General features: G+C 41.5%; 13 protein-coding genes. 1 reads left to right on the top strand and 12 read right to left on the bottom strand.

Features of this window, described 5'->3' with window-relative positions:
• Nucleotides 1-39: 39 nt before the first annotated feature.
• From ABN764_RS04425 to ABN764_RS04405, 5 genes are all read right to left on the bottom strand, one after another.
• On the bottom strand, nucleotides 40-192 hold the full coding sequence (locus ABN764_RS04425) for a hypothetical protein (RefSeq protein WP_175460792.1): 153 nt from the start codon (nucleotides 190-192) through the stop codon (nucleotides 40-42).
• Between the two features lie 556 nt (nucleotides 193-748).
• On the bottom strand, nucleotides 749-3088 hold the full coding sequence (gene gshAB / locus ABN764_RS04420) for a bifunctional glutamate--cysteine ligase GshA/glutathione synthetase GshB (protein WP_446671051.1): 2340 nt from the start codon (nucleotides 3086-3088) through the stop codon (nucleotides 749-751).
• Nucleotides 3089-3113: 25 nt separating this feature from the next.
• A complete protein-coding gene (locus ABN764_RS04415; protein ID WP_446671050.1) occupies nucleotides 3114-4457 on the bottom strand; it encodes an MATE family efflux transporter in 1344 nt (447 codons plus the stop codon).
• Between the two features lie 137 nt (nucleotides 4458-4594).
• The gene (gene arsB / locus ABN764_RS04410; protein ID WP_446671049.1) at nucleotides 4595-5653 is read right to left on the bottom strand and encodes an ACR3 family arsenite efflux transporter; all 1059 of its coding nucleotides are present in this window, start codon (nucleotides 5651-5653) and stop codon (nucleotides 4595-4597) included.
• 14 nt (nucleotides 5654-5667) lie between these two features.
• Complete coding sequence (locus tag ABN764_RS04405; RefSeq protein WP_028532861.1) at nucleotides 5668-5985, bottom strand: ArsR/SmtB family transcription factor; 318 nt, start codon at nucleotides 5983-5985, stop codon at nucleotides 5668-5670.
• A gap of 360 nt (nucleotides 5986-6345) precedes the next feature.
• Between ABN764_RS04405 and ABN764_RS04400 the strand changes: the two genes are divergently transcribed.
• Nucleotides 6346-6777, top strand: a complete 432-nt coding sequence (locus tag ABN764_RS04400; RefSeq protein ID WP_021253367.1) for a protein-tyrosine phosphatase family protein — start codon at nucleotides 6346-6348, stop codon at nucleotides 6775-6777.
• Between the two features lie 483 nt (nucleotides 6778-7260).
• Here the strand turns inward: ABN764_RS04400 and ABN764_RS04395 are convergent, their stop codons facing one another.
• From ABN764_RS04395 to ABN764_RS04365, 7 genes are all read right to left on the bottom strand, one after another.
• Entirely contained in the window at nucleotides 7261-9615 is a 2355-nt protein-coding gene (locus tag ABN764_RS04395) for a M13-type metalloendopeptidase (RefSeq protein WP_446671048.1), read from the bottom strand.
• A gap of 30 nt (nucleotides 9616-9645) precedes the next feature.
• On the bottom strand, nucleotides 9646-10059 hold the full coding sequence (locus tag ABN764_RS04390) for a hypothetical protein (RefSeq protein WP_446671047.1): 414 nt from the start codon (nucleotides 10057-10059) through the stop codon (nucleotides 9646-9648).
• A 221-nt stretch (nucleotides 10060-10280) separates the two neighbouring features.
• Nucleotides 10281-10571: a hypothetical protein gene (locus ABN764_RS04385; protein WP_072729384.1), complete on the bottom strand. Its 291-nt coding sequence runs from the start codon at nucleotides 10569-10571 to the stop codon at nucleotides 10281-10283.
• A 261-nt stretch (nucleotides 10572-10832) separates the two neighbouring features.
• Complete coding sequence (rpiA, locus tag ABN764_RS04380; protein ID WP_446671046.1) at nucleotides 10833-11549, bottom strand: ribose-5-phosphate isomerase RpiA; 717 nt, start codon at nucleotides 11547-11549, stop codon at nucleotides 10833-10835.
• Between the two features lie 366 nt (nucleotides 11550-11915).
• The gene (locus ABN764_RS04375; RefSeq protein WP_446671045.1) at nucleotides 11916-12887 is read right to left on the bottom strand and encodes a glycerophosphodiester phosphodiesterase family protein; all 972 of its coding nucleotides are present in this window, start codon (nucleotides 12885-12887) and stop codon (nucleotides 11916-11918) included.
• A 367-nt stretch (nucleotides 12888-13254) separates the two neighbouring features.
• Nucleotides 13255-13887 carry an HAD family hydrolase gene (locus ABN764_RS04370; RefSeq protein ID WP_446671044.1) on the bottom strand — a complete coding sequence of 211 codons (633 nt, stop codon included), beginning with the start codon at nucleotides 13885-13887 and terminating at the stop codon, nucleotides 13255-13257.
• Between the two features lie 200 nt (nucleotides 13888-14087).
• A complete protein-coding gene (locus tag ABN764_RS04365) occupies nucleotides 14088-14462 on the bottom strand; it encodes a hypothetical protein (RefSeq protein WP_174810123.1) in 375 nt (124 codons plus the stop codon).
• Nucleotides 14463-14555 lie beyond the last annotated feature (93 nt).

Raw genomic sequence — 14555 nt, 5'->3', positions numbered from 1 at the left:
CCCTAACGGGTGCCCTAAATTCTCGTCGTATCTCTGGGGTTATTGCACGAGTTTGCCTTGTTTGGTTTCCACATTACGAGAAACCCTTTTAGCAGTGGTCATCGTGTTCTCTTCAGCGAATTCGGTATTGAACTTCTCATTCGGAGTTTTATAACCTGAAGAAGCTGCTGTTTTATTTTTATTATTTCCCACAGATTTCACCTCCTTTTGCATATCACGAAAGAAACATCTTCTTCCGTTTTTGCGGGCCTTTCATCACGCACCCTCCTTATTATGCAATCAGGCAAGGTAACATATGCGATTTATCCCCTACGTAATAACCTAAACTTAGGCATCTCGTTGACGGTAAAATACAAATACAAAAGCTGCTGTAATCTTCGCATGGGTTGTCAAAGACATTCATGGCAGCTGAATTGGTATGAACGATTTCATGTGAATTTCCTTGGGCTAAATACTTTCAGATGTAAAAGATCTCATGGATAAATGTGACTAAAGAAATATATTATTCCGAGATTTCCCTCATTCTATATGGAGTAATATGAAATCTTCCAATGCTTCTCAATACAGTACACATCTAAAAAAATGGTGGGCTCATCTAAATTCAGTATAAAGTGTCCATTCGCTTGAGTTATTTTATCCGCCTTTTTCATTTTTTCTTCCTCAGCTTTTGTGAGCCGGGACTTTTCTTTGATATATTTGTCATGCTGTTCTTGCTGCTGCTTTCGCTGAAGCTCTTTTTGGACAACAATTAACTCCCTACTTTCCCAAACAGCAAGTCGAGAATTTTCTCATCCGCTTTACGGTTCTTTCCCTTGTATGGATAGCAGTGGATATGAACGGCGGGATTAAAGTTGATCTCAATAATACTGTAGTTGGAATCAGATGCTTCAGATGTAATATCATCAATCATCATGTCCACCCCACAGAAAGTTGCACCTGCAGCCTTCGCTGATTCAATGGCTAATGTCATATAGCTCTCCGGGATTTCATCGGTAAAGTCAAGACTGTCTCCCCCAGTACTGATATTGGAGTTTTCCCGTAAATAGACAACTTGTCCTAAAGAAGGGATCCCGCTCCATTGATGATTATGATTGTTTAAGAACATGGTTTCTGCTTCACCTAGCTGGATCTTCTCTAAAGGCGTCTTATAACCGCGACCCCGAAGCGGATCTTTATTCTTTTCATGTACGAGCTGCTCAATCGTTTGAACTCCATCGCCCACGACATTGGCTGGTACGCGATGCAATACCCCTACAACTTCATCCCCCATGACCAGGAATCGATACTCCTTACCTGTCATGAATTCTTCAAGCAGAACGGTCTGATCGTGTTTAAACGCAATCTCAAATGCTTTTTGATAGTCCTCTTTCGAGAACGTACAATTAAAAATTGTGATACCCAACCCAAAGTTGGTGGACTTCGGTTTAATGACGATAGCTTTGTCACGGTACGACTCATAGGCAGCTAATGCCTCTTCCTGGCTACGGAACACATCCCCATTTGGTACCCGAATACCACGCTCATTAAGGGCTTCTTTCGTTACAATCTTATTCTCCATGATCAACACCGTACTGTAGGAATCAAGCGATGTCTTGGTAGCCTGCTTTACATATTCCTTGTGATCTCCTTTCGTAAACAGTACGAAGTTCTCGTCACGATCGATTAATTTGAACTTGATCCCACGTTTCACGGCTGCCTTTAAAAGCAACTGTGTTGATAATTCCAAATCTTCATATCCAGCAAAGCGATACCCACTTTTCTCACTCTCTTCGGCATACGCTTTGGCTTTTGCCAGATGATATTTCATGTAAGTGGATTTCTGAATATCCGACTTAATCTTGTAGGCAAAGTTCAATTCGGGATGAAGAATTTTTTGCACCTCTCCATCAAGGATTTGGATCAACTCTTCCCTGTGAGGATTCAAAAGTTGCACCATGTCTTGCATCTCATGGATACAAGTAATGGCCATTTCCTTCATCGTACCAAGGGAGCTCTTTGAATCATGTAGGACCCCTTCCAGGCCTTCCATGATCACCTGATCATGATTGAGTTCCGCCATCTTCTGGTCTTCCGCACCAAAAGGCTCATCTCCTTTGAGCAGCATAAAGAGAATAAATAGATGGACAAAATGCATCGTATTTTTACTGATCCCAATCTTATGAAGCGGGTTGAGATCAATCAAGCGCAGCTCTAAGTAAGCCACACCATCTTCTAAAAGTTCTTGCAATGGATTCAATCCTTTGGCTGTTTTCAAGCGAACGGGGCTGTAAAATTCCTTCGCATTCAGTAATTCGTCCTGCTGAATTAATGTGTTCAAATCCCGTACGTAGTCATGTGCCGAATCAAAGGATACATAGAGCGGTTTTTCATTCCGATAGCCACATACACTATTTCGCAGCGAATTCATATTCGCGAAGTAGTGGCTCTTGTTATCATCTGAATGGCTTAATGACACACACTTTTGCATGTAAGTTTTATCAAAGACTGGACTTGCCCCTGTTAAATAAATGAGCAACCAACGGTACCGAAGCAGGTTGCGTGTGATCTTAAAGTAAATTGCATCCTTAAAGTCCTTGTAGGTTTCACCTTGCCCTATTGTTTCATGTAACTTTTGTAAAAATCGTTCATCAAACGAGAAATTATAATGGATTCCACTCAGCAGTTGTCTTTTACGGCCATATTTATCTGCTAATTCATGACGGTACTCATCCGCGATTGGATCATTCATCTTGGCAATAGGAATCTCTTTTTCATCGGGTAAGATTGGAGGATTACTGCTTGGCCACAAGTACTCTCCATCAAGCTCTAAAGACACAATATCCTGGAGGGCTTCCATGAACCCATATGTCTCTTCAATCGAGTCAAAAGATGGGGTTATCATCTCGATCTGACTCTCGGAAAAGTCGGTTTGGATATAGGGATTCTCTGTCTTACTCCCAAACGACTTAGGATGTGGGGTTAGCGCCAATTTACCCTCATGATCAACCCTAACATTCTCTTTCTCTAGGCCAAATTGACCTCGAAACAAATCCTTATTTAACGAATTGTCGATGATTTGTTGTATGATTCCACGATGTAACAAATTCACATGTTGAACCTTCCTTCTTATTATGTTAAACCACGGTGTGTGGAATTTTCATTTTACGTAGCGACCTCCTAAACCAGAAGACCAAAACGATTCCCTTGAACACACTGCTTAAAGCAATAGACATCCACACCCCATTCAAGCCGAATGGTTCGGATAGAATCAGAGCTAGTGGTATTCGTAATGCTGTAAAGGTAATGCTGAAGATCGGTGGGATATGGGTTTTCCCGATTCCGTTAAAGGCACCTACCGTCATGAGCTCCATGCACATAAACAGTTGGGAATAACCAATGATTCGCATATAATCCGTCCCTAACGCTACACTCGCCTCATCAGATAAAAAAACAGAGAAGAGCTGCCCAGGAAAGAGAATAAAGATGATCGATATAAAGATGCCGAATCCCGACGTCAACAGCAAAGCTTGTTGGTATCCTTGCCGGATACGATCTATTCGACCCGCTCCATAATTTTGTCCAAAGAAAGCAGCAATAGCGCCTTGCAGCCCACCTATGGTCATGTAGGAGATTGATTCAATCTGAATACCGACTTTTTGAACCGCAATGGCATCCGCACCAAAGCGTACTATGATCTTCGCGATGATGATGGAAATCAACGTGAAGGTCACCCTTTGAATCGTGATCGGGAGCCCCATGCGGATGACTTCTTTCATGAGATGGCTATTCCATGCTGATGACTTGGTAATCATCCCAGAATGTCTGGTTTGAATGATAAATAATACCGTCACAAGAAGGTTTGCCAACAAAGTCGCAATAGCTGCCCCTACAACGCCCAACCCTTCAAAACGTCCTATGCCAAAAATCAGAAAAGGATCGAGAATGATATTAAGAATAAGACCAACCGTGAAGATATGAAACGGCTGCTTGCTGTTCCCCATCGCGTTCAATATGGTCGCGAACAACATATTTACGACGGAAAAGACAGTACCCAAGATGGAGATCAATAAGAACTGCTTCGCCATCAACTTCACTTCACCACTACCTAAATCGAAGAACCCAATAAGCTGATCCTTTGTCAAAAAGACGAATGCCATATAAAGAAGGCCTAGCAAGACAGACATGATAAATCCATTTTTGATATAGGTCTTAGCTTTATCACCCTCGCCTGCCCCCATACAATGGGACACCTTTATTCCCGTTCCGATCGTAACCATCGTAGCCAAAGCGATCGCTAGATTAATAAAGAAGCTCGCCGTCCCAATTGCTGCAACGGGACCGCTTCCTAGCCGGCCAACCCACATCATATCGACAAGTCCATAAGTCGTGGAGATGAAGTTGGTTGCTATGATCGGAAGGGATAGTTTCATCAAAGTCGGCATAATCTTGCCTTTGGTTAAATCAGTTGTGCCTTTCATGCTGTACTCCTTCATGCTCTAAGTAAAAACCGACCATAAGGGTCGGTTCAAAGCGTTGATTATTTTCCTTCTGCCAGGAAATACTCGATTCTAGCTTTAATTGCATCGCGCACCTCACAGAATTGAGCTATGAGTTCTTACTTTTTTAGTGCAGGCTCGAAATACTTCTGCTTGATCCAAAGCGACACATTTACAAGCCCAATCAATACAGGTACTTCAACGAGTGGCCCAATCACTGCGGCGAATGCAACTCCTGAATCCAGACCGAACACACCAATTGCTACGGCTATCGCTAGTTCAAAGTTATTGCTTGCAGCCGTGAAAGATAAAGATGAAGCCACCGGATAGGAGGTTCCTGACTTTTTCGATAAGAAGAAGGATACTAAGAACATCACGACAAAGTATATGATCATTGGAATCGCAATACGCACTACATCAAGCGGGAGCTTGACAATCAATTCTGCTTTAAGCGTGAACATCAAGACAATCGTAAATAATAATGCAATTAGGGCAAGAGGACTAATCTTCGGAATCAACACTTGTTCATACCACTGTTGACCCTTCAGCTTGATCCCAATCACGCGTGTCAGTAACCCTGCTGCAAACGGAATTCCCAAATAAATCAGCACGCTCTCTGCAATCTGTCCCATGGAGACATCAACAACAGCGCCCTCAACCCCAAACCAGCCTGGTAGCACCGTAATAAACACATACGTAAAAACGGAATAAAACAGGATCTGAAAGATCGAGTTAAATGCAACAAGGCCCGCTGTGTATTCAGGATCTCCCTTAGCTAGATCACTCCATACCAAGACCATCGCAATACATCTTGCAAGCCCAATCATGATTAGCCCGATCATGTATTCAGGCATATCACTTAGAAACAAAATGGCTAAGAAGAACATCAGAATCGGACCGATAATCCAGTTCTGTACTAAGGACAGAAGGAGCACCTTCCAATCTTTAAACACCCGTCCAAGCTTTTCATACTTCACTTTTGCAAGCGGCGGATACATCATCACAATCAGACCTATAGCAAGCGGTACCGAAGTCGTTCCAATTTGCATACTAGAAAGCACATCAGAGAAATTAGGCACCAGATACCCTAACCCTAATCCAATGGCCATTGCCCCAAAGATCCAAAAAGTGAGATAGCGATCCAGAAAAGAGAGTCTCTTGGTGTTATCTTGACTCATGACATCCACACTCCTTATTCACACATCATCGCGTTGATTTTTTCTTGCTCTTCTTCCCCTACCTTCGGCAAATATTCAATTGCTTCTTTTAAATGAGGTTTATCCTCAATCGAAAGAGAGTAATAAATCCACTGTCCTCTTCGTTCTTCTACCACTAAACCAGCGTCCTTTAATTTACGAAGATGCTGGCTAATATTCGGTTGAGTCGATTGCAATAGCTCAACTAAATGACACACGCACATTTGTTGTTGGGATAAAAGTGAGACAATTTTTAGTCGAGTTTTATCACCTAACAACTTAAATTGCTCCGCCATTTCCTCTATTGAGATCATTGTTTCGGTGCACCTCCCTGATTTCAAGCTTATTATATAATCATCCACTTATATAAGCAACTGATTATTTAATGCGACGGAAACTGTTGAAAATATAAGTACATAATTATATAATTACTCACGTATTCGAGAATATCACACTCAAGGAGACGACAACAGATCCCGCAGTTCACCTCTCCCTCGCCCTTGGAGATGATATAGAGGAGAAGTACCCATACCTTTGCAATCCACGTTGTAATCGTCAGTAAATGGATTCAAAAAGTCAAGGTGTTATCCAAACACACCGCTCTCTTTCTTTGGAAAACAACCGAACCAATGGAGACTGCTAGAAATTCTTACTCAACATTAAAGGAGCCTGAAATGAACGAAAAACCTTACCACGCGTTGATACCAAATCTCTATATGTGTGGAGCAAATGATGTAAATCAACTGATCCAAGAGCAAGGCATTGATGTGGTTGTTGATCTACGAGCAGAGGTAGACCCTGCTGAGCTTACACCACTCAACATTACAAGAATTCATGCCCCTCTAGAGGATCATGCGGAGGGTACAGAAGAATCGCAAATGAAAGAAGCAATTCAGGCTGTTGTTACCCATCACCAAGCAGGCAAAAAGGTTGCTTTCCACTGCGGGGCTGGACGAGGACGCACGGGAGCTGTTGCCGTTGGAACATTGATGGAATTAGGATTAGCCTCCGACATCGATAGTGCTTTATCTAAAGCCAGAGAATCACGTTCCATTCTGAAGATGAATGAGGCTCAACGTGCAACTTTGATGCGTCTTTACCTATAGGTTAAGCTGAATACAATAAGAGACACCCAAATAATTCGGGTGTCTCTTATTCATTAATTACCATGATGACTACTTAATTACGGCTCGATCCCTTTTTTACAGCTAAACGATATAACCCTCCACCTTCGACCCAGGAAGCCAAACTTTAATAACGCCCTGGATTCCTCTTTTGGCTCGACCACCACATCTTGAAATCCACTTTGCTTAGCATCGTTTTCAGCTCGTTTACAGATGTCCCCAGTCTGTATCGAAAAGCATTCTGTCCGGATTCACCAACTTCTGAAATAGATCTTCGGGAGTTTGGACTTTTTGGAGAAATGAATCTGCTTCATCCAAATCCGTAGAGCTTACTCCAAGCCTTTCTTTTAAATGTTGAGCCTAAAAAAAAGCTGACGCCGGTAGGTTTCCGGAGCCAGCTTTTTCAGCTTCGTTTATTTCATGTCCCTTACTCAGGGCCAAATAAAAGGCTTATTTATTACTGGATTACCAAATGCTCACGCGGTCTTTAGGAGCGACGTACATGGCATCCTTTTCGCTTACTTCGTATGCTTTATAGAACTCTGGGAAGTTCGAGACGGTACGATTTACGCGTACTTTGTTTGCTGAATGCGTGTCTACTGTCGATAGGTACGCAGCCGTTTCCTTACTCATGGTCATACGCCAGATCGTTGCATAACCTTCAAAGTAGGCTTTGAAATCTGGGTTTTCCATTTTGGACAGCACTTGAAGCGATGCCGCCATACCGCCAAGGTCGGCGATATTTTCGCTTACCGTCAGCTTGCCATTATTGTACACGCCAGGAAGCACCTCAACATGGTCGTAGTAGGAAATAACCTGATCACATTTTTCCTGGAATTTTTTAAAGTCCTCCGGAGTCCACCAGTTGACCGCATTTCCGTTTTCATCGTATGCAGAACCTAAATTATCAAAAGCATGGCTGATTTCATGTGCAATGACCATGCCGATCGCTCCCAAATTCGTTTCGCGTTTGGCTTTGATATCATAAAACGGAGCTTGCAGAATGCCTGCCGGGAACACAATTTCGTTATTCAGCGGATTATAATAAGCATTTACCTCATAGGTGCTCATCATCCAGCTGCTCTTATCGACAGGTTTTCCAAGCGAAGAGAACGCTTGTTTTTTGAGTGCTTTATTAATTGCCACTATGTTGTCAAACAGCGATCCGCCGTCCGCAAAAGTTTTAATCGAAGCATCCTTCAAGTAATCATTCCACTGATCTGGATATCCGATTTTGATTGTCATTTTATCCAGCTTTTTGATGGCTTTGGCTTTGGTTGCTTCAGACATCCAGTCAAGCGCTTTGATCCGTTCTTTATAAACCTCGATGAACTGCTTAACCATCTGTTCAACGTCTTGTTTGGCTTCTTTCGTGAAATATTTTTCTGCGAATTCCTGACTGAGATACTGACTCATGACGGTTTGGGTGGTCATGACCGCCATTTCTTCATTTGTCTTTTCGCCTTCAATTCCAAACAGTTGGGCTTCAAATTCAGTTGCCAATTTCACAAAATCTCCCGATAAAGTGCCTCCGGCATTCATCAACAAAGTGGCTTTGGCGTAGGCTTTGATCTTGTCCAGATTTTTCTCGTTCAAAACTTCCGCGCTTTTATTCAATAATCCAATGTCGGTTACAATCACTTTGTCCGCTTGATCTACCCGGAGTTCTTTCATATATTTGCCCATATCGATCGATTTAAAGAGCGCGATGAATTTATCTTTGTTGTAAGGGTTATAGTAATTTTCAACTTTCCCCTGATCCTGAAGATCCATTGAGGATGCAGCCAGTTCTTTTTCGAATGCGTACACATCTTCGGCTTGCGCTTTTGCCGCTATCTCGTCGGTACCGGACAGTACAAACAATTTGGTCAGGTAGTTCGTGTACACTTTTTTGGTCTTTTCGTCGCCGGAGACATAGCTGTTTTTGTCAAGCCTCGTGCCAAGGCCCGAGAAATACAGCGCATTGACGTTACTGTCCTTCGCGTCGCCCATCACGGCAAAAGACAACAAACCACCTTTCGAGATTTCGTTCTCCATCTTCATGTTAGTATCAAATAATTCTTTGACGGAGGAAGCCTTCTCCAGATCTGTAATATAAGTTGCAATCGGTTTGATCCCTAGCTTGTTGCGACTTTCCATATCGAGTACCGATTTGTAGAAATCGGCGATTTTTTGCTCTTTGGAGCCTGCTGGGTTTTGTTTTTTTACAAGTTCATCGATGATTGCTTTAGTCCGGTCCTCGTTGGCTTTTGCCAGCTCGTTAAATACGCCGTTGGACATTTCTCCTGCTGGGATCTTGGAATCGTTCAGCCATTTTTTATTAACATATTCATAATAATCATCGCGTGGATTCGAGCCTTTAAGGGCCATGACCCGATTCGTCAGCGTAAGCAGTTGTTCTTTCGTGATATGATCGGAAACGCCGAGTTTGCCGTCCGGATAATCGGTAAGCACGCCAGAAGCAATTAGCTTCGTGATTTCGTCTTGTCCCCATTTCGGTACGTCAGTATAGGATGCAGAGGTGTTGGCTACGCGCAAATCATTGCCTTTTGGCGCAGGCAGGTTCGAAAACGCGCGGCCCAGCATGATCAAAGCTTCAATTCTGGTCACTTCCTGATCTTCTCTTGCCTCTCCTTTGCCGTAACCTTTCAAAATATCTTCTCTTTTGATGCCCGGATTGTAATCATCTGCGGCATTCAGCAAAAATTCTACAACTTCTCCCCGTGTTACGTTCGGTTTGGCTTCTTGTGCCAGCACGTATGTAGGCAACGCGGTCAGGAACAATGATGAGGACAATAATAATACTGCAATTTTTTTCAAGTCTTCTCCCCCTAAATTTGGATTGAGCATCTAGGCATCTCGTTTACGGTAAAATATAATAGCTACTGTAATAAAAACCAGTGTCCATAACATTAAAATACCTGTCCCTTGCATTGGTGTAAAGATATTTATTTCATCAGTGGAAGCCGGCATATACATATAATATCCTGCCGTATCCGGAAAATAATTAGGCAGAAAATCTCTCGACAATGGACTAGCAATGAAATAATAACCAAGCAATATTACTAAGGCAGGAGTGGTTCGTCTTAGTAATGCACCTACAGCTGCACTGAGAAGTGTGGTTAATGTTAGATAGCCTGTTGCTCCTACTAATGTTTTTATCAGTGTGTCTATTTCAAACCCTACTGCTGCGTCTCTCATCAAAATAAAAGTATATAGTACACCTGATGCATTGTTATTTTTGATGATTTCTATTGGCATCATCTTTACTTCAGATGCAGGTGTGAAGCATACTGAAACTGGAAATCCATTATTTATTGCATCAGACAGACAAACGGGTACAGTTAAAATCTAATATACTCTTTGAAAAGAGGGACTCCGTCCCTTTTTTTGTTTTTTAAAAGGTTTACATACTGATTAAGTATGCTGGCTTCGGAAGCTGCTCAACAAAATATGTTTAAACTTTCGTGTCTTGTTAGCGTAATCTATACATACTTCCAATCACTCTTGTTTAGCTCAAAACTTGCGATAGAACTATGGAGTGCCTCTTCGATTGATCCCATATCAAAATCTTGATAGACTTCCCAGTTCTTATCACATAAGAACAGATAATAATCATTGGAATCGTCGTATTTCGCAAGTGCTAACCCTGTAATGATTATTTCCTTAGAAGAGCCATTATCTTCTTCATATAGCATTCTTGCGATTGGACGGTTCACATCATTATCCACATACATTATCACCTTCGCACCGTCCAAATGAGCAGGTACAATCATTGAATCCCCCCTAAGGTTTGCTCCCTGGTTTCATTGAACAAACAAGTTAATCTATCACTTCGATAACAAATACGTAGCTTGAACTACCTTCAGAAATTCTCTTTTCTTTATCTTTTAGCCAAGTTGCAAAAAGAGAATAGTAATAAGCACCTTTTTCTTTAGGAGCTTGGATGTCGATTACTACAACGGGGACTTGCCCCATTGCAGTAATCTGGACTACTTGTCTATAACAGCATTTAAACTAGCTGCTTGCTTCTCCGGTTAATCAACGTTGGAACTCTGCCATTTTGAGCCAATGCGAAAACATCTCGTCCCCTCATTCTCCCCCATGATGACCTCATCAGCAATTCCGATGAACAGTCCGTGTTCGACGATGCCGTTCATTCGGGAAAGCTCATCGGCTAGGCGTTCTGGCTGATCGATAGATGCGAACTTGCAGTCTAGAATATAGTTTCCATTTTCGCTCAAATAAGGTACAGGCGGTGTCCCAAATGAGCGTAATTTCGCTTCGCCTCCCAAGTACCTAAGCTTCTTCGCGATCTGGCCCCACATTAGCGGAATCACTTCGATCGGTAGCGCGTATGTGCGTCCGAGTACGCTGACTTGTTTTCTGGAATCCGTAATAATAACCGTTCTAGCGGAACAAGAGGCGACCAGTTTTTCCTTTAGCAAGTAGCCGCCTCCCCCTTTTATTAACCGCAGATACGGATCGAATTCATCTGCTCCGTCAACGGTAAGATCAATTTTTTCCGGAATTTGAGTTGTGATCAGTGGAATGCCAAGTAATGTACAGAGGCGTTCCGTCTCTTTGGACGTAGGCACGCCGGTTACTTGAAGCCCTTCTCGCACTTTCTCTCCGAGAAATTGGATAAAGTGGCTTGCCGTGCTCCCGCTTCCGATCCCGATTATCATCTTGTCTTCTACATAAGCCAGCGCCGTTAATGCAGCTAGCTTTTTTTCTTGTTCATAATTGGTCATCTGTCGTTTCACCCACGCAAGCTAGTTGATTTTTTGATACAACCTCTTCAACAAACCTATTTGGTCTTAACAAAGGCTTCCTCCGTATCAACCACTTCGGCGATATATGCTTCAGAGTGTAGAATACATTGTATTTTGTTCATATGTATAAAAGTATATTCAAACCCTTGTCGGGCCTTTCTTCCTATAATATACGTTGGAATGTAATCCTGAAAACAAAAAAGAGGCATGCCAGCGTTACATTGTGATGGCCGTGCCTCCTATGTCTGATTCTATTTGCTTTCTAATTCCCTCATCGCTATTCCTTACCCCGTGCCGCATTCCCCTCAAGGTCAATGAAGAAGCAACTGTTTTTAATGAATGAAATCATTTAGTAACTTTATCAACCCTATTTGTCCATATATAGCCCTGAAATCCTGCTGGAATTTTTTCAAGGCTTTCTTTTGTATCAAATCCTTCTGACCATTTACCATTTCCCTCTACGATTACGACTCGCGTATTGACAGATTCCATTCTATCAATAAATTTATTTGGCCAGCCCCATAAGAACTTCGCATAATTTAAAGGCAAATGAAGCTCCATATTATGCAATTCTTTCGGAATATATCCCGTCCAACCTAATAATTCGTATTTTAAAAGTGCGTTTTTCATCATTGTTTTCGTCAACAATTTCAACTCTGCATGTTTTGAACGTAAATAATCAAACCCTTCGCTATCTCCATCACCATAAACTGTTATTTCATCTAATTGATTCTTAGACAATTTGCTTAAATAAGAATCCCACAATACTTTTGTTGTTTCCATATCTCCATCTTTGTCATGAATTAAAAACTCTTTATTAGGAAAAGCTGCAAACACCTCATCTAAGCTTGGCATCATGCCAATGCCTTTGCCACGAAACGGATAGCTCTCACCATTATCAGCCGTATATCTAAAGCCGACATCTAGTTTTTTCAATTCGTTCATTTTATAATCTTTGACTTCACCTTTACCATTTGTTCTATACTCTAAAGTAAAATCATGAAAAACAGCTAATTGATGATCCTTCGTTAACTGAATATCTAATTCCACGACGTCAGCACCATGATCAAATGCCGCCTGCATAGAAGGAATTGTATTTTCTATATAAGGGTGCTCGGGCGGATAAATGATTTCAGCTGTATTCGTATCATACTCTACCTGTGAAATATCAAAGGTTTGAGCCAACCCTCTATGAGCTAGAATCTTATAATTTGTATCTTTCGAGTAAAATAGACTCGTATTATTCATCCAAACCATAACAACCAAAAGGGTTATCCCCAAAATGATATATGTCTTTTTATTTTTTCTTTTTTTCATTGGTTATCCTTTCCTTCTTTTTCTTTTCTTACTTTAAAATGAATTTACAATGTCATATCCTTTTTATAAGAGTATTAGAACTTCAAATACAGTTCAATGTATAAAAATGTAATCTAGATAACGACTATCTGAAAAATCAATCTTAAAAAATCCGCTAATAGCGACTTTAAATAGGACCATGTTCTTGTCCCCCGACAAGCAGGTGTCAAAGTGGCATCATCAGATAGTTGAGATGAATTTTTATCATTCCCAATAAGTCTGATTGAACTAATCTATGTTCTTCACCTATAAATATCATTTACATATATTAAAAAACTTCTCATCTATTCAATCTTTAGATGAGAAGTTTTAGCTGTAATGCATACCTTTACTGGAGATTTAAAAGTGTAAGCATGTCCAGTGGATGTTTGAACTTATACTTTGCTGGAATAGAATCCCCATGCTTACATCCCCACAAAGCTAGTCCAAAGTCAACACCAGCGTCTCTGGCACATTCAGAATCATAAATGGTGTCGCCGATGTATATGGATGCCCCAGATTTCGCCCCCGAGATATCCAGAAACTTTAGTAATGGTTCGGGATTAGGCTTGTGCAAGGTTGTATCATCTGCACATATTACGTATTGCATATATTGATCAAGACCAAACGGAACAAAATCGTCGACAAATTCTTGTTTCGTCTTGGATGTGACTACCCCGGTAGAAATAGAATGTTCTTTCAGACTCGCAAGCAATTGTTGAATACCTTCGTAAACATGGATTGTATGTTTATAATCCCCCATAAACTCATTCCAACAATGATTGGCATATTCGATGTCATTATCCTTAATGCCCAGTCGTTTCAAGGAGACAGAACCTGGTATCCCTAGCACAAAAGCAAGTTCTGAGAAGTCAACTTCCCGATTATAGTTAATCTTTAGCAGCTTCTGCAAGGATCTCAACACCGCTTGTTCTGTATTTATTAATGTTCCATCAATATCAAAAATAATTGTTGTATACATGGTTATCATCCTCCTTGGCATATTTAAACAGAACTCCTATTTGTATGCTAAAGTATGAAATCCATTTCAGGTCAATAGCTAAATTGATTCCGAAAGCATCTAACTTTGTTAAAAGACATATAGGTTCGTTAATATGTTAAAAATAAGGAAAACCTCCATCGCCACCGTTAGGAGAAATGTGGCCGAGGAGGTTTTTAACGTTAATTGTAGCCCAAATAGGCAACGACGGTGAAGTCACCTGGTGAGCTTAAGACAAGTCTATACTGTCCGTCGGGTTGATTCGAAGCCAAAGGAATCTTGAGACGTGCATATTGACCAGCCGGAATGGTATTCGTCGAATTACTCCCTACCAGCACATCTCCGGTCGGGGTAACCCGGTACAGATTAAAATTAACCCCGAGGCTGATCTGCCCGTTGTTTATGAAGTTGCCTTCGATATAAATATTGCCATGTGCTTGAACCGGCGCCCAAGTATTGTTGCCTGTACCCGGTCCGCTTGAGGCGGCCAAACCAGTGGAAGCAAAACTGAACAGCAGGACAAACATGAAAACGATAGACGCGATTTTTCTTTTCATACCATCTCAAGCTCCTTTTTTCGTAGAGTGAACTCGACAAGCACTTCTTTGTACCAGATGGTAGAGTCATTGCATGGAATCCACTCGATCGAA

The sequence above is a fragment of the Paenibacillus wuxiensis genome (assembly GCF_040195695.1).
Classification (GTDB): Bacteria; Bacillota; Bacilli; order Paenibacillales; family Paenibacillaceae; genus Paenibacillus_B; species Paenibacillus_B suaedae.
The sequence above is the reverse complement of the archived record's forward strand: the minus strand, read 5'-3'. Positions and strand labels throughout refer to the sequence as shown.